This window comes from Candidatus Accumulibacter sp. ACC007 (assembly GCF_907163205.1).
In the GTDB taxonomy this organism is placed as follows: Bacteria; Pseudomonadota; Gammaproteobacteria; order Burkholderiales; family Rhodocyclaceae; genus Accumulibacter; species Accumulibacter regalis.
Genome location: NZ_CAJQUD010000001.1, coordinates 824474 through 840748, shown reverse-complemented (window position 1 = coordinate 840748; position 16275 = coordinate 824474). Strand labels below are relative to the sequence as shown.

Sequence of the window (16275 nt, the reverse complement as noted above, 5' to 3'; positions counted from 1 at the left end):
CTGACTCCGACATGCGCCCCGCCTTCCACCCGGAACGGGTCAACCCGCCGTTCGGCGATCCGGGGCGGCAAACCGAACTGCGGCAGGAAGTGGCGCAGGCGGCCAGCGCTGGCTGAGCAAGCGCAGCCTGCTCAGCCAGGAAACAAGGAGATCAGTCACCGGCGCGCCGTGGCAGTACCCACTCGGGACGCGGGTAATGGCAGGTGTAGCCGTTTGGCAAGCGCTCGAGATAATCCTGATGCTCGGGTTCGGCCGCCCAGAAATCGCCGACGGCTTCGACTTCCGTGACGACCTTGCCCGGCCACAGGCCCGAGGCATCGACGTCGGCGATGGTGTCGAGCGCGACTTGCTTCTGCGCGTCGTCAACGTAGTAAATGGCCGAGCGATACGACGCACCGCGGTCGTTACCTTGCCGGTTGCGGGTCGTCGGATCGTGTATCTGGAAAAAGAATTCCAGAATGCGGCGATACGAGGTCCTCTCCGGAGCAAAGAGAATTTCGATGCCCTCGGCATGTGTGCCGTGGTTGCGGTAGGTGGCGTTGGGGACGTCGCCGCCGGTGTAACCGACACGGGTCGCCTCGACGCCCGGCAGTTTACGAATCAGGTCCTGCATGCCCCAGAAGCAGCCACCCGCCAGAACAGCGCGTTCCTTTCCCATTACCTGTCCTCCACTTGATCAAGGTACTCGCCATAGCCGGCCGCTTCCATGTCGTGGCGATGGATGAAGCGCAGCGAAGCCGAGTTTATGCAGTAACGCAGACCGCCACGATCCCGCGGTCCGTCGGGAAACACGTGCCCCAGATGGCTGTCGCCATGCACTGACCGGACTTCGGTGCGCAGCATGCCGTGGCCGGCATCAATCAACTCGTTGATATGCTCGGGCGCGATGGGTCGGGAAAAGCTCGGCCAGCCACAACCCGATTCAAACATCTCCGACGAGGCGAACAGTGGTTCGCCGGACACCACATCGACATAGATGCCGGGCGCGCTGTTATGCAGATACTCGCCCGTTCCCGGTTTTTCGGTGCCGCTTTCCTGAGTTACGTGAAACTGTTCCGGAGTCAGGGCGGCAATCGCGGCATCGGTTTTCCTGTAAGACGTCATTCGCTTCTCCTCGATAGATTTCTCTCGGCCCGGCCCGTCCCGGCCTGCTCGCCCACGCTTCCCGTTCTCGGGCGCGGCGGCAACGGGTTCCCTGGAAAGCGACTTTCCGGGCAGCGCCGCAGCGCTGGAGCCAGCAGAGCCCCTGGTCTCGCAGCCCATTCGCCAGACGCTTCGCCAAGCGCGAACGGCATCACCGAGTGGGGTTGGACAGCTGCGCCGAGCAGAGTTCGGCGCGGCCGTCTCGCGGCTCGTCGATGGGCGCCGGCGCCGGCGCTGGCCAGCAAGGCAGCGCGGTGCCTGCCGCTCATGGCACGAGCAGCTGCCCGGCCCAGACCCGGTCGAAGCGGGCTTGCGCTTCATGCTGGACTTTTCGGACGCTTTCGGCGTCGCGGGCTTCGTATTCGCAGACCATCCGCTGACGATCATCGGACATGTAGCTGCGCACCCAGCGCACCTCGTGCAGATCGAGGCAGGGGGCCATTCGTTCGGCGACTGCGCTAAGATCCTGATCCGAGATCGGTGGCGAAAATGATCGTTCGACGATGAAAAGCTGCACGGCAAGACCTCCAATTATTTGACAAGACGCACTCGCTGCGCGCGCCGAAAAGCCGCCGCGTTGCCCGGGTCGGCGGCAAGCGAGGCGGCCAGAGCGGCGCTTGCCGCCCTGGCGCTGAACACGCGCGGCGCGGCGAGCACCGGGCGCAATTCTTCCAACTCGGCCAGGACGCGTTGCCGGTCACCCAGCGCGACAGCCACTGCCAGCAGCGTCGCACGCGCCAGGGCGGACTCGTTGCTTTCGCCGATGGACTCGGCCATCGCCAGCGCATCCGCCGCCAGCGTTCCGGCCGTCGCGTAGCGCTGGCGCTCGACCTCGATCGCCGCGGCAAGATTGAGCACGCCGGCCAGCCGCGACTTGTCGTCGGCCGCGCGCAATTGCGCGATCGCTGCGTCGACGGGCGCAGCCTCCTCACCCGACATTTGCGCGGCGAGTGCTTCGATCGCCTGCGCCAGAGGCTCGTCGGCAACCTCGCCAAGCTGGCTCGCCGCGAGGCGCAAGTCGGCGGCGCGAGCGAGGGCCTGTTGCGGCCGCCGGCGTTCAAGTTCGATCATCGCCACACCGGCCAGGCACTTGCACTGGCGCCACCTGTCCTCGGCTTCGCTGGCCAGTTCGATGGCCACGTCGATTTCGCGCACCGCAGCATCGAGATCGCCATCCCAGTGGTGTAGCAATCCCGTGCACCAGCGTACTTCGATCTCGTGCAGGCCGCTGCCATCGGCAAGTGTCCGCGCCTCGGCGACCAGCTCCCGCGCGTGCGCTACGTCGCGCCCGAGTTCGACCAGGCAGCGCGCGCTGTTCGCCAGTTGGCGTGCGCGGCCAAGGGCATCCGACCGGTCGCTGGCCTGCGCGGCCTGCAGCGTCGCCTGCTGCGCCGCGTCGAAGCTGCCGGCTTCCTGATACACGACCGACAGCAGGTAGTAGCCCTGCGCGACTTCGGCGTGCAGGCGGTAGGCGCGCGCCGCAGCAATGGCTTCGCCGAGCACGCCGACCGACGGCCTGAGCCGGGCGAGCTGCGGGCCCGAAGTCGCCAGAACCTGGACGCGCAGAAGGGCCATCGCGAAGTGCGCACGCACCGCCTGGTCGGCGATACGAGCCGCGTGCAGGCGGCCACGACGGGCGACCTCTGCCGCTTCGCGGTTGGCAAAGACGCGCAGCGCGTGCTCACCGGCGAGAGTGGACGCCCGCGCAGCCAGTTCATGCTGGCCTCCCCGGCCGGCATGGTAGGCAAGCTCGCTGCAAGTCTGCGGGCGGGCGTCGATTTCCAGGCTCAGCGCGCGGGCGATGCTGGTGTGCATCAGCCGGCGCCGCGGCTGTGAGACGCGGCTGTAGACCGCTTGCTGAACGAGATCGTGACTGAAAGCGTAGCCAGCGTCGCCCACCGCGCGGATCAGCTCGTGCCGCTCGAGTTCAGCCAGCTGCTGCCCGGCCACGCCGGGCCCGACCCCGTACGCGGCGATCAACACCTCCAGCGAGAAGACGGGTCCGAACGCCGAAGCCCAGTCCAGCAGTTCAGCCGCCGCGGGCGAGAGCCGCGCGCTACGGGTCTCGCGAATATGCTCGAGCAGGGCGGTGAAAAGTCCGGCCTCTCCCGCCTCCTTGGCCTCTCCGGCCTTTGCCGCCGCGCCGGTCTCGCCGGCTTTCCCCTGCCAGCGGGCGAGTTCGAGCAGGATGAGCGGATTGCCTTGCGCCTGGGCGACAAGGCGCTCCGTATTGATGACTCCGATAACCGGCGCCACGCCGCCGACCAACGCACGCGCCTCGTCGTCGCTCAAGGGCCCGAGCGCGATCCGCTGCAGTCGCCCGGATTGTGCCAGCGCGGCGATCAGCGTCTGCGCCGAGGCGTTGTCTTCCAGTTCGCCTGTGCGTCCGGTGAACACGAACAACACCGGCGTTCCCGCCAGTTGGCGCATGCTGTAGTGCAGAAGAGCGGCAGAGGACGCCTCGATCCAGTGCAGGTCGTCGACCAGGACGCCCACCGGTCCGGACTTCGCGAGGTGCCGCAGCGCCACCAGGACGGTATCGAACAGGCTGTCGCGATCACCAGCCATCACCTGACCCGCGCCGGCTCGCGTCAGCGGCCGCAGTGCTGCCTGCATCGCTGCGGGAAGATCGCTGTCGCGCAGGGCGCGGAGCGCATCGATCCAGAAACCGAAGGGGCGCAGCATCTCGGCCTCGAACGCGCGGCCGCGCAGGGAGCAGCCGCCGGCCCTGGCAATCCGGCTCTCGACCTCGTCGAGCAGCCGGGACTTGCCGATCCCGGGAACGCCACGCATGAGCACCACGTCGGCTTGGCGCGCGATCGTCGCCAGTTCGATGCTTCTCGCCAACTGCGCCACTTCGTCCACCCGGCCAACGAGAGGCGGGCGCGCGTTGCCGGCACCTGCACTGCCGTTCCCCAGCGAGACGCTGGGCGCGCTCTCCGGGCCACCCTTATCGGGCACCCTGTTCAGCTGCGCACGCGCTACTTCGAGAGCAGGCGGTGGGCCGAGGCCGAGTTCCCGCTCGAAGATTCGGCAGCACTGCTCGTATTGCTCAAGCGCGTCGCGCCGACGCCCGAGTCGGCCCAGCGCTTCCATCAGCTGGATGTGTCCGCGTTCGTTGAGCGGGTTGTGCGCCGCCAGTGCGCGCGCATGCAGCAGCGCTTGTTCGGGGTCGTCGCCGTGACGTTCGACGAGGTCCAACAGGATCTGCTCATGCCGCCTGCTCGCTGCCTCGCGTTCGCTCATGCACCACTCGTGATAGGCATAGCAGGAGGGCAAGTCGAGACCTTCGAGGAATTCGCCGCGAAAGAGCGCGCTGGCTTCGCGCAGCGCCTTGGCAGGTACGCCTGCGCTACCGCCACCTGGCCGCTCCATCAGGCTGTCGAGGCGGGCAAGATCGGTGCTCACCAACTGCACACGCAACTCGACCGATTCACGGTCCGCGCCGATGACTTCGCGATCTCGCTCGCCGAGCACGCGTCTGATCTGCGTCAGGCTCCAGCGCAGCCCGGCACGCGGATCGGCAGCGTCTTCGAAGAACAGAGCACACAGCTCGCTGCGCAAATGCCGCCTGGCGGTCACCGCCAGATAGGCGAGCAGCGCGCGCGTCTTCCGCGACGCCGGCAGGAGCAGCGGCTGCCTGAGCCGGCAGACCTGCAACTCGCCGAGCAGATGAATCTGCAGGTCTTGAGACGGAAAGCCCTGAGCCACGGTGGGCAAGAAAATCCTCCTGGCTGGCGAAACTGTTCGCCTTTCTTTGCAAGATTGCGGGCATTCAAACGCTGGCTACAACGATGTGCTGCCAGAGTGCTGGCGTGGGTTCAGGATAACAGACGCTCAGGCGCCCAACCCACGGGAAGCAGATAGCCAAACCTGTCAAGGAGAAAAAAACCATGAGCACTGAAAAGACCCATTCCGGAAGCTGTTTTTGCGGCGCAGTGCAATTCGCCGTGACCGGCGATCCGCTGGCGATGGGCTATTGTCACTGCCAGTCGTGTCGCCACTGGTCGGCAGGCCCGGTGAACGCCTTCACGCTATGGAAGCCCGAGGCGGTGCAGTTGATCAGCGGCGCAGAACACATCGGCACCTACAACAAGACGCCGAACAGCGATCGCAAATGGTGCAGGAAGTGCGGCGGACACCTGTTCACCGAACATCCGGGCATGAAACTCACAGACGTCTACGCGGCGACCATTCCCGCGCTTCCGTTTCACGCCGGGGTGCACGTCCACTATCAGGAATCGGTGCTGAGCATCCACGATGGCCTGCCGAAGATGAAGGATGTCCCGAGCGAGATGGGTGGCTCGGGGATCTGCCTGACGGAATAAGCCGACAAGCCCACTCACCACCCGAATCTGACGAGGTAAACCCATGACCCACAAGATTGCCGTGATCCAGAACCCCCCCGTGCTGCTCGACCTGCCGGCGACGATCGCCCGCGCAGTCGCCAGCATCAACGAGGTGGCACAAGCAGGCGCCGAGCTGGCTGTCTTTCCGGAGGCTTTTCTGCCCGGCTATCCGAGCTGGGCCTGGCGACTCAAGCCGGGCGCCGACATGGGCCTGGCTGGCGAGATCCACGACCGGCTGCGCCGTAACGCGGTCGACATCGACGGCGGCGCTCTGGCACCGCTTGCCGACGCTGCGAGCAAGCACCGCATAACGGTGATTTGCGGAATGAACGAGATCGAGCAGCGCTACAGCGGCAGTACCCTGTTCAACACCGTGGTCGTCATCGGCGCCGACGGCAAGTTGTTGAACCGCCATCGCAAGCTGATGCCGACAAACCCAGAACGCATGGTCTGGGGGATGGGCGACGCGAGCGGGCTGCGCGTCGTCGACACGCCAGTCGGGCGCATTGGCTGCCTGATCTGCTGGGAAAACTACATGCCTCTGGCGCGCTTCGATCTTTATGCGCAGAACCTGGAAATACTCGTCGCGCCGACCTGGGACTGTGGCGAAGGCTGGCTGGCCAGCATGCGGCACATTGCCCGTGAAGGCGGCTGCTGGGTGATCAGCCTGGCCACCGCGCTGCACGCCAGCGACATCCCCGGGGATTTCCCGCAACGCGACACCCTGTTCAGCGCCGACGAATGGCTCTGCGACGGCGACGCGGTCGTCTTCGAGCCTTTCGGCGGTCCCATCGCTGGTCCGCTGCACCGCAAGCAGGAAGTGCTCTACGCCGAGATCGACCCCGCGCGAGCCGCGCGTGCACGCCGCTCTTTCGACGTCGCGGGCCACTACGCCCGCCCGGACATCTTCCAGTTGAACGTCAACCGGGCCGCCATGCCGCCGGCGACTTTCTCCGACTGAAGTCGGCCGCCGAGCGATCGCCCACCGCTGCCACGCGCCCGCTGTGCGCAGCTCGACTACGAGGAGGCAAGCGGCGAGCCTTTGCAGGAGCCCGATGAATCGGGCGACAGCGAAGAAACGCGGCAGCGCTGGCGCGCCGCCCGGGCGCGTCGGATGCACCGCTGTTGACCGTCGTCATGGCCAGCGCAAGGGACTGTGGCATTCTTGATCCGTTCCGGCCGTGCGCAAGATGCACGATCCAGCCATCCCGAGCCATCCGCAGCGGACAGCAAGCTGACGCCATGATCACCGCCACCAACGACGTTTCCGACGCTTTTTTCCGACCCATGAACGACCTGGCCGACGCCCGGGCCATCGTTCGTGAAATAGAAGACCTGCTCGGCAAGCGGCAGCTTTGCCTGCGCCCTCCGCCCCCGGTGCCGGACACGTGCTGTGGCCGGGGGTGCAACGGTTGCGTGTGGCAGGGGTATTACCAGGCGCTGGCGTACTGGCGCGATCAAGCGAGGACGCTCTTGCGCTGATTGAATCGCATCGCCGCGGTCGGTTCGCTCCCGGAAGGATAGAATAGAAGGCTTCCCGGTGGTAAAAGGTCGTTTCGCGGAGGCTGGCGTCGCCATGCCCACCCCGCGAGGTGCCGCCAAGACATGGGAAGCTGATGGTCACCCAGCCAGTCCGCTCAAGCCTTGGCCGCCTGCATTTTCGGAGCAAGACGGCATGAAAACAGACGAGATCGCCCAGCTGCAGGGCCAGATCGAGCGTGAGCGCGCTGCTCGCAAGCAGGCCGAGGCGTTGCTCAAGGAAAAAGTCCGTGAGCTGACTCTGGCCAATCGACTCCTGCAACGCTACCTCGACTCCGTGCCTGGCATGGTGGTCGCCCTCGATACTCGCGGTTGCATCGCGATGATCAATCGTGCCGGATGCACCCTGCTCGGCCAGCCGGAGCGCGCGCTGCTCGGGAAGTCCTGGTTTGAGCGTTGCCTGCCGCAGCCCGCCGGCAGCTCCCTCGTCCCCCTGTATCTGCAACTCGTCGCTGGCGATGTTCAGGCCCGCGAACGACTGACCGAGTATCCCGTCCTCGACGGCGACGGGCGCCAGCGCCAGATGGCCTGGCACACCGGAATGCTCACCGACGCCACCGGGCAGATCGTCGGCACGCTGAGTTCCGGCGAGGATGTGACCGAGCGAGAACTGGCGGCAACCGCGACCGCCGAGTCGCGCGAGCTGCTCCTGAAAATAATCGATACCGTCCCCGCCCGCGTCTTCTGGAAGGACACCGACTTGCGCTTTCTCGGTTGCAACACGGCGTTTGCCAGGGACGCCGGGATGGCCAGTCGTGACGACATGATCGGCAAGGACGACTATCAGATGGCCTGGGCGGCGCAGGCCGATCTTTACCGCGCCGACGACCATGCGGTCATGGCGTCGCGGGTCCCACGGCTGTTCTTCGAGGAGCAGCAGACCACCGCGAGTGGCGAGACCGTCTGGCTGCGGACGTCCAAGGTCCCGCTGATCAACGACGACGATGAGACCTTTGGCGTGCTCGGGGTGTACGAGGACATCACTGAATACCGCCGTATTGAAGCCGATAACCGGGTCCATGTCGCCGAGTTGACCGCCCTCAATACCATGCTCATCGAGGCGCAGAACCAGATGCTGCGCTCGGTGAAGATGGCTTCCGTCGGTCGCCTGGCCGCCGGCGTGGCGCATGAAATCGACAATCCCTTTGCTTTCATCAACTCCAATCTGGTCGCTCTCAAGGAGAACGTGGCGGATCTGTTGAGCGTGGTCGCCGCCTATGAGAAGGTTGAACCAGTGCTGGCCAACGATCCCGATTCCCTGGCCAGCGTCGTGCAGGCGAAATCGGCGGCCAATCTTGAATTTCTACAGCACGATATCCTGAACCTGATCGGCGAATCGCTCGACGGGGTGCAGCGGGCGAGAAAGATCGTCGACACCCTCAAGGATTTCTCGCGCGTGGACACTGCCGAGTGGCGGCTGGCGAACCTCGAGAGCGGCCTGGAGAGTACGCTCAGCATCGTCTGGAACGAAATCAAGTACAAGGCCAAAATCAAGAAGGACTACGCCGGCATCCCGGAAATAGAATGCCTTGCCCCGCAGCTCAACCAGGTCTTCCTCAACCTTCTCATCAACGCCGTGCAGTCGATTGACGAGCGAGGCGTCATCATCCTGCGCACCGACTTCGACGAGCATGAGGTATGGGTTGAAGTCGGGGATACGGGCAGGGGCATCGATCCAGAACACCTGGAGAGGATCTTCGAGCCTTTCTTCACCACCAAGCCGGCTGGCAAGGGAACCGGCCTCGGCCTATCGCTGGCCAACAACATTGTCCGGCGGCATGGCGGGCGGCTAGAGGCGCGCAGCAAACCGGACAAGGGAAGCGTCTTTCGCGTCACCTTGCCGCGCGACAGATCAGCCACCAAGAGCGATTCCTGAATCCGCGGCGGCGAACATCGCCGCGCTTTGGCGTTAGACTCGCGCTCTTCGCCCTCTGCCCCCGCCACCATGGACGCCAGCCTGATTGCCACCTACGCCTTGCTCGCCAGCGCTGCTTTCGGTGCGGGGGCGATGAACTCGGTTGCCGGTGGCGGCACCTTCCTGTCGTTTCCGGCGCTGCTCGCTGCCGGCGTTCCGCCGGTGATGGCCAACGCCAGCAACTCGGTTGCCCTGTGGCCCGGCAGTCTGGCCGCCGCCTGGGCCTTTCGCGCGGAACTGAAGCGCTTTCGCAAGTCGCTGCCACTGCTGACGCTGGTGGCCTTCCTCGGCGGCATCGCCGGTGGCCTCCTGCTTCTCGCCACATCGAACGCCGCCTTCGCCAGCCTGATTCCCTGGCTGCTGCTCGTCGCTACGGTCCTGTTCGCCTTCAGCACGCAGTTGTCGGCCTTTGTAGCCCGCCTGCGCCAGGGCGCGAACAGGCCCGATGACGCCTCCGCCAGCCGGCAGGTTGGTGCCGCAGGCTTCGCCTTTCAACTGCTGGTGTCGATATACGGCGGCTTCTTTGGCGCTGGCATGGGTATCCTGATGCTCGCCGCGCTGGCCATCCAGGGCTTCGACGACGTGCACGAGATCAATGCGCTGAAGAACTGGCTGTCGGCGGTCATCTACTCGGTAGCCGTGGTCACCTTCGTCGTCGCCGACGCCGTCTCCTGGCCCCACACCACCGTCATGCTGGTGACCGGAACGCTTGGTGGCTACGCGGGCGGCCGCGTCGCGCGGCGAGTTCCCGGACTCTGGTTACGTCGCTTCATCGTCGTGCTCGGCAGCTTGCTGACCCTCGCCTACTTCTACAAGGCGCAGGCAAATTAGGGTGAGGCTGCGTTCCTGATGAGACTTTCAGCGACCCGGACAGGCGCTTGAAACCCTGTCGTCGCTGGCGAAACGCACACAATGCCCTTCCGGCCAGCCTTTCCGGCTTGGCAATCAGAAACCACTCTCACGAACCAGCACCGCGAACAGCGGGCGCAGCCATTGCTGCCACAGGCTCTGCGGCTCGGCCTCGATGCGCCCGTGGCGAAGCGCGCCGCCCACCGGCCGGGCGCCCGGGTCGAGGGCAATACTGACCCGATAGAGCGCGCTGACCGCGACGTCGCGCTCGCCGTCGCGATGGGTGACGATCGGTCCGCCACTGTTCGCGTCGAGCATCGGGTGCGGCAGCCGGGTCACGCGTAGCGGATCGATCGCCGCCACCTTCCCGGTCAACGGGGCGCTGGCCAGGTCGGTCTGATAGAGCTGCGCCGGCTGGCCAGGCGCGATACGCGCCAGCGCCTGTTCGTCTACCAGCAGCTCGCCTCGCCAGGCGCTGGCGTCGACGACCCGGCCGAGAGGCAAGTGGCTGTTCACCCAGGTGCCCGGGTGCAGGCCCTCGGCGAGATCGCGCACGCTGCCGCTGAAGGGGGCGGTCAGCAGCAGGCGCTCGGCGGCCTGCGCTTGCGCCGTCGCCTGTTGGCGCAGCTCGCGCGCCTGCTGCATCGCCTTGGCCGACTGCGCCTCGCCGCGCTGGTTGAGCACCGGCAGGCTGGCCGCCTGGCGGGCATAGGCCCCGGCCATGATGGTCGCGCGCAGCGCTTCGTCGTCGAGCTCCGGCGCTTCGAGTTCGAACAGCAACTGTCCGCGGCTGACCGTCTCGCCGTCGCGAACATGCACCGCCACCAGCCGCGCCGGCTGCGGGCTGTAGATGACGCGCTGGGCGTCCGGAAAGACCCACCCCGGCGCATGCACCGCACTCTGCCACGGCCAGAAGAGCAGGCCGAGCAAGAACAGGGCGAGCAGCGCATAGAAGCCTATGCGCAGCGAGGACATCTGCTTGCGCAAGGCGGGCCATTCGCGCAGCTCGCGCCAGATCGGCAGAACGATGAACCAGGCAATCTCGACGGCAAAAAGGAAGATCCCGAGCGCCTTGAAGAAGAAATGGTAAACCGCCAGGGCGATGCCGAAGAAGATGAGCAGCCGATAGACCCAGGCGAGCACGGCGAACGCGCTCAACAGGCGTGCCTTCGCGGCCGGGAAGTGTTCCGGGTCGGGCGAGGCGCTGGCAAAGAGCAGGCGGCGCAGCCGCTGCCTGGCCAGCGCCGAACTGCGCTCGTGCAAATTCGGCAGATCGAGAGCGTCGGCGAGAATGAAATAGCCGTCGAAGCGCATGAACGGGCTGACGTTGATGAGCAGTGTCAGCACCCAGCTGGTGGTGGCGAGAAAGAACATTGCCGCACGTAGCTGACTGTCCGGCAGGATCGCCCAGGCCAGCGTCGCCCATACCGCGAGAATCACTTCGGCGGCCATGCCGGCGGCGGCAATTCGCAGGCGGGCGTGGTGGTTGGTGACCTTCCAGCTTTCGCCGGTATCGGTGTACAGCATCGGCGCCAGGACGACCATGGCCACGCCCATGTGCGCGACGCGTACGCCGTAGCGGGTCGCGGTGATGGCGTGTGCCAGTTCGTGCAACGACTTGGCGAACAGCAGGGCGAGGAGGAAAGCGAGGAAACCGTGCACGCTGAACGCCTCGCCGAGGCGAACGAGAACGCTATCCCATTGGCGCGCGGCGAGCAGGCCGCCAACGATACCGGCAAGCGCAGTCAGGACGAGGAAGGCCGGGCTGAACAGCCAGCGCGTCATGGCTTCGGCCCTGACCAGGAACTGCCGCGGATGGATCAGTGGCAGGCGAAAGAACAGGTAGTTGTGCAGCACACGCTTGAGCCAGGCGCCGCGCCGGGCCGTGCTGCGCCGGGTCAGCTCCGGCGCGATAGCGCCGACCGCGCCGCAAGCACCGGACGTGCCGCAAGCTCCCGATTGCGGCTGCAGCAATTCGTTGTGCTGCAGGAAGCGCGCCAGCGCGTCGACGTCTTCGCTGCTCGCCGGCAGGGTGGTTTCGGCAGCGACGGCGGCGGCAATGGCCGCGGCATCGCCCAGCGACCAGCGCAAGAGGAGCTCGAACTCGAGCCAGCCGATGCGGAAGAAGCGGTTGCGAACCGGATCGAGGACGTTCCACGCCGGCGATCCGTCGGGCTGCGCGCTGGCCGGAAGCAGGCGCAGTTCCTCGCGCAGCGGCGCTACTCGCGCGGGCGGTGCAGGCGCGTCGGGCGAATTCCGTAGCGTGCGCGAGGTCATCAGCGCATCCACCGCGGCTCCGCGACCGGCCACCCGATCAACACCCGCACCAGGTGCGCAGGGTGGCCAGCGGCCGGCGCAGCAGCAGGTAGATCACCGGCATCCGCTCGCCGTAGATCTTGGCGGTCCCCTTGAGGCCGATCCTGGCGCCTTCGTGGTCGTCGAGTCGCGCCTTGATGCGGTAGCTGACCACCCCGTCGGGCCCGGGATGGGCAGCGAAGCTGGTTTCACTGAGCGTGGCGGCGAGCGAGTGCAGCGGCGCGACGTGCAGATAGACGCGCACTTCGGCACCCGCCTGCAGGTTGATGGCGTCGGCGACCGGCACCCAGACAGTGACGTTCATCGCCTCGGGATCGGCGAGCAGGCCGATGCGCTCGCCGGTCTGCAGGGGTTTGCCGGCCCAGTCGAGCTGGTCGCCATAAATGAACACACCGTCGACGGGCGCGCGAATCTGCAGGCGTTCGCTCTGGCGGGCAATGCTCTCGAGCTCGGCCTGCTTTTCGCCGAGCTTGCCGCGCAGGACGCCGAGCGCCATGCGACTCTCGTGCTGGTCGTCGAAAGCCTGTTGCTCGGCCTGCAGCAGGTCGGCACGGCTGGTTCGTGTCGCTTCTTCGAGCACCTGCCGGCGGTTGACCAGCAGCGTGTCGTCGAACTCGACCAGCACCTCGTCGCTGCTCACCCGCGCCCCCGGAGCAACCGGGATGCGCTTGACGACGCCGTCCATCGGTGCGGCGACGATCTGCGGATCGATCGGCGTGATTTCTGCCAGCGCGAGAACCGACAGGCGTACCGGCAAGGCGCCGAGCAGGAGCAACAGACCGACGCCGATCAGCAGCTTGCGCCGCGACAGCTTGAGCGCCAGCCACGGTCGGCGCGGTCGCAGCCAGGCCCACAGCGCGTGCCCATAGACCGACTGCAGCTCGACCAGCCACAGCGCCGGGTCGGCAGCGAGCGCCGGCCACTGCCAGGGCTGGTCACGGGCCAACAACCACCACGCCACCACCCCCCCCTGCGGCCCGGCCAGCGGCAAGGCGAGCAAGCCTTCCGGCAGCCACTCGTGCCAGTCGGCGCGCAGCGTTTCGGGCAGCTCGGCCGCTTCGATCACCCCCGCCTGGCGGCCATCGTCCCCGGCCTGCCCATCCCGCCAGGCGACGACAGCTTCGAGCCACAGCTGGTACGGGCTGGTTTCGTCGACCACGCTCAACCCCGAATGACAGACCAGTCGCCAGCGGCCGCGCGCGTCGCGGCGCAGCAGCATCGCCTGCCGGAAGGGCAGCAGCGCACGGCTGTCGTTGCAGATCAGGAATTGCAGTTCGGCCAGGCTGGCGGCGGCGCGAGCACTGCTCGCCAGGCCGAAATAGACCTCTAGCGGGGTTGCCGGGCCGGCCCCGGCACTGGCCTCTCCAGCCGCCGCTGCGGCGCTCGCGGCAGCGGCCTCGGAGCCGCTCATTTCGGTTTGGCGAAGACCGCCGTGCCGCTCATTCCGGGCAACAGATCGGGGTCGTTCCTGAGCAGTTCCGCCTCGACGGCGATGGTCTGGCTGACCGGATCGACACGACCGTTGATCTGCGTGAGCTGTACCTCATAACGCTTGCCCGTTTCTTCGATATCGACTGCGAAGCGCGTTCCTGCCTTCAACCACGACAGCCACAGCGAAGGTACATTGAGCCTGAGCCGCGGCGCACGGTTGCTGACCAGCTCGATCAGCGGCGCGCCGACGTTCACCCCCTCGAAGGGCTTGGCGTGCCACTTGACGACCCAGCCGGCGAACGGCGCGACGACGCGGCACTGCCCGAGCTGCGCCTTGGCGACCGCCAATTGCGCCTGCGCCTTGGTCACTGCGGCAGCGGCCAGCTCGACTTCGAGCTCGGAGGCGGATTGCAGTCCCTGCAGGCGGATCTTGCCGTCGTGGGCCAGACGGGCACTGTGCACTTCGGCCAGAGCCATGTCGTGCCGCGCGCGCGGCTCGCTGCACTCGAAACTGGCCACTAGCTGGCCCTTCCTGACCGCTCCGCCGGGTCTTGGCTCGAGCTCGGTCAGCCGGCCGCTCATGCCGGCAGCCAGCGTCGTTTCCTGATCCGCGACGAGCAGCGCCCGCACCGGTGTTTCGGCGTTTGCCGGTCGACTGGCTGCCTCCAGCGGCGGCGTCGCCTTGCTGGCGGCAGCGACGGCCGGCTCGGCCTTGCCCGCTGGCGCGGCCGACCAGGACGGATTGCAGGCCAGCAATGCGGCAACCAGGAGCGTGCTGCGTTGCATTGTCTGCTTGCCCGGAGTCAGAGCCATCGATCTAGCGTGCCAGCGCCGCTGGCGGCGGGGCGGTGACAGCCGGCCTTGCGGCCGTGGTCGCCGGCGCAGTCAGTTGCTCGCGCAGGAAACTCACCTGCGACAGGGCGGCGGCTTCGGCGAACGCCTGCACCGAGCGCTGCGGCAGATCCGGTGTGAGCACGGTGCTGTAGCTGTGCGTGGCGACGAGCTTGCCCGACGCATCGTGCAGGCTCATCTCCCATGCGCTGCGTTCGACGCCGTTCCTGACCGGGCCGCGCTTCAAGGCCATGCGAAAGACGGCGCTGCCGCCGGCTTCCCTGCCGATCAGCAAGCGGCTCTGGCGCAGACGCTCACTGACCGCCTCGACGATCGCCGGCGTGGCCAGATTTGCCGGCAGGCCGGCGACTTCGACGCGCAAGCTCTGCGGCTTGGCCACGTCGGCGCTGACGAAGGAGAAGACCTCGCGTTCGCCGGCGACAAGCTTGTGCTGCAGTTGTTTGGCGACAGTGGCCAGATCGCGGCTTTCGAGTTCGTCGGGGAGAACGTTCTCGCCGACGGAGTTCAGGATCCGGCCGAGCGCCGTCTGCGCGTTGGCGTAGGCGGCGTAGCGCTGGAACTGGGTGACCAGCGAGCGCGCCTCGGTGCGCACCGCTTCCAGTTCGCTTTCCACCCGCGAGCTGACCCCGGCCTGGCTGATCTGCGCCAGGCGCTCATCGACGCGCGCCGATTCGTCGGTCTGCCGGTAGTCGAGCAGGGCAAGCTTGTAGCGCTCCAGCGCCACCCGCACCTGGGTGATCACCGCCATCGACAAGGCCAGGCGGCGCGCTTCGGCCGTCTTCTCGCGCGCTTCCTGCGTGCGTTTGACGGTCGGATAGGCGGCCAGCTTGAGCACGTTCCACGAAATGCGCACGCTGCCGTCGTACCAGTTGTTGTTGTACAGGTACTTGTTGCTGTCGTACAAGCCACCGGCGACGAACTCGATACCCGGCAGGAGAGCGATCAGTTGGCGGCGCGCTTCAAAACCGTCGATGCGCGCCCGGTAATCCTCTTCGCGCAACTCCGGGCGGTTCTCGAGGGCCCGCTTTTCAAGTTCGTCAACCCCCTGCGGCACCGGCGGCAGGCTCTCTTCCGGAGCGTCGGCGAGCTGGAACGGGGTGCCCGGCGCGATGTTCATCAGCGCCGCCAGTTCGTGCCGGGCGAATTCCAGTTCCTGCCGCTTGAGGGTGATCAGGGTCAGCGCATCGAGCAGCGCCCGTTGGTAGGCAAGCGCCTGTGCCGGCGGCAGGACACCACTCGCTTCCGCCTGGCGCGACTGTTCGAGGGCGCGCTCTATGCGCTTGCTCAAGGCGTCGACCTGGAGCAGCAGACGTTGCGCGCCCAGTGCGCGCCAATACGAGTTGCGCATGTCCTGGACGATGTTCTGGCGCACCTTGCGGCTGCGCTCCTCGGCGATGTTGTACTCGTCACCCGCCTGCTTGGCGCGGTAATAGCTCAGGCCAAAGTCGAGAATGTTCCAGCTCAACTCGGCGCTGCGCAGCTGGTGGCGCCGCTGCTGCGAAGTCGATGGGCTGAGCGTTTCCTCGCCGGTAATGATGCTCACGCTGGTCCCGCCGGAGTCGTTGTTACGCGCGTTGTAGCCGGCCGAGGCAGTCAAACGGGGCAGCAGCTCGAAAGCACTGCTGTCCGAAATGCCTTGCGCCAGAGCGCTTTCCATCAACTTCAGACGGTAGTCCAGGTTGTAGGTCAGCGCTCGCGCCACCGCATCGTAAAAACTGATCGCCTGCACGATCGGCGCCTGCTCCTTGTACATCTCCTGCTGATCGCGCGCCACGCGGGCTTTGATTTCCTCGCTGCTGAAAGGCTCGGGGGCGATGCTCGCGCAGCCGGCCAGCAGGGAAGCACTCAGGACACTCAACAACGGATATTTCATCACGGGTC

At 66.5% G+C, this 16275-nt stretch carries 13 protein-coding genes; 5 read left to right on the top strand and 8 right to left on the bottom strand.

Annotated features, from left to right (window positions below; genetic code table 11):
• Positions 1–151: 151 nt before the first annotated feature.
• The 4 genes from msrA to QZ634_RS03545 all read right to left on the bottom strand — a co-directional run bounded on the left by msrA (position 152) and on the right by QZ634_RS03545 (position 4854).
• Complete coding sequence (gene msrA / locus QZ634_RS03560) at positions 152–658, bottom strand: peptide-methionine (S)-S-oxide reductase MsrA (RefSeq protein WP_291985637.1); 507 nt, start codon at positions 656–658, stop codon at positions 152–154.
• Positions 658–1104 (bottom strand): peptide-methionine (R)-S-oxide reductase MsrB, encoded by a 447-nt coding sequence (msrB, locus tag QZ634_RS03555; RefSeq protein WP_291985635.1) that lies wholly within the window; start codon positions 1102–1104, stop codon positions 658–660. Before msrB ends, msrA begins: the two co-directional genes overlap by 1 nt.
• Positions 1105–1408: 304 nt before the next feature.
• Positions 1409–1660, bottom strand: a complete 252-nt coding sequence (locus QZ634_RS03550) for a DUF4242 domain-containing protein (protein WP_291985633.1) — start codon at positions 1658–1660, stop codon at positions 1409–1411.
• 14 nt (positions 1661–1674) lie between these two features.
• Complete coding sequence (locus tag QZ634_RS03545; RefSeq protein ID WP_291987989.1) at positions 1675–4854, bottom strand: BTAD domain-containing putative transcriptional regulator; 3180 nt, start codon at positions 4852–4854, stop codon at positions 1675–1677.
• Positions 4855–5036: 182 nt separating this feature from the next.
• On the opposite strand from QZ634_RS03545, the gene QZ634_RS03540 reads away from it, so the two are divergent.
• The 5 genes from QZ634_RS03540 (at position 5037) to QZ634_RS03520 (ending at position 9777) form a co-directional block, all read left to right on the top strand.
• On the top strand, positions 5037–5471 hold the full coding sequence (locus QZ634_RS03540; protein ID WP_291985631.1) for a GFA family protein: 435 nt from the start codon (positions 5037–5039) through the stop codon (positions 5469–5471).
• Between the two features lie 43 nt (positions 5472–5514).
• Complete coding sequence (locus tag QZ634_RS03535) at positions 5515–6453, top strand: carbon-nitrogen hydrolase family protein (RefSeq protein ID WP_291985630.1); 939 nt, start codon at positions 5515–5517, stop codon at positions 6451–6453.
• A 281-nt stretch (positions 6454–6734) separates the two neighbouring features.
• A complete protein-coding gene (locus QZ634_RS03530; RefSeq protein ID WP_291985627.1) occupies positions 6735–6974 on the top strand; it encodes an oxidoreductase-like domain-containing protein in 240 nt (79 codons plus the stop codon).
• Between the two features lie 193 nt (positions 6975–7167).
• A complete protein-coding gene (locus QZ634_RS03525; RefSeq protein WP_291985625.1) occupies positions 7168–8907 on the top strand; it encodes a PAS domain-containing protein in 1740 nt (579 codons plus the stop codon).
• 69 nt (positions 8908–8976) lie between these two features.
• Entirely contained in the window at positions 8977–9777 is an 801-nt protein-coding gene (locus tag QZ634_RS03520; protein ID WP_291985623.1) for a sulfite exporter TauE/SafE family protein, read from the top strand.
• A 114-nt stretch (positions 9778–9891) separates the two neighbouring features.
• Here QZ634_RS03520 and QZ634_RS03515 read toward each other — a convergent pair whose 3' ends face one another.
• Genes QZ634_RS03515 through QZ634_RS03500 form a run of 4 tightly spaced genes read right to left on the bottom strand, consistent with a single transcriptional unit; the run spans position 9892 to position 16267 of the window.
• Positions 9892–12072 (bottom strand): HlyD family efflux transporter periplasmic adaptor subunit, encoded by a 2181-nt coding sequence (locus tag QZ634_RS03515; RefSeq protein ID WP_291985621.1) that lies wholly within the window; start codon positions 12070–12072, stop codon positions 9892–9894.
• A 37-nt stretch (positions 12073–12109) separates the two neighbouring features.
• Entirely contained in the window at positions 12110–13522 is a 1413-nt protein-coding gene (locus tag QZ634_RS03510) for an HlyD family efflux transporter periplasmic adaptor subunit (protein ID WP_291985620.1), read from the bottom strand.
• Positions 13519–14355 (bottom strand): efflux RND transporter periplasmic adaptor subunit, encoded by an 837-nt coding sequence (locus QZ634_RS03505; RefSeq protein WP_291985618.1) that lies wholly within the window; start codon positions 14353–14355, stop codon positions 13519–13521. The genes QZ634_RS03510 and QZ634_RS03505 overlap by 4 nt, the downstream gene beginning before the upstream one ends.
• Before the next feature lie 4 nt (positions 14356–14359).
• Positions 14360–16267 (bottom strand): TolC family protein, encoded by a 1908-nt coding sequence (locus tag QZ634_RS03500; RefSeq protein ID WP_291985616.1) that lies wholly within the window; start codon positions 16265–16267, stop codon positions 14360–14362.
• Positions 16268–16275 lie beyond the last annotated feature (8 nt).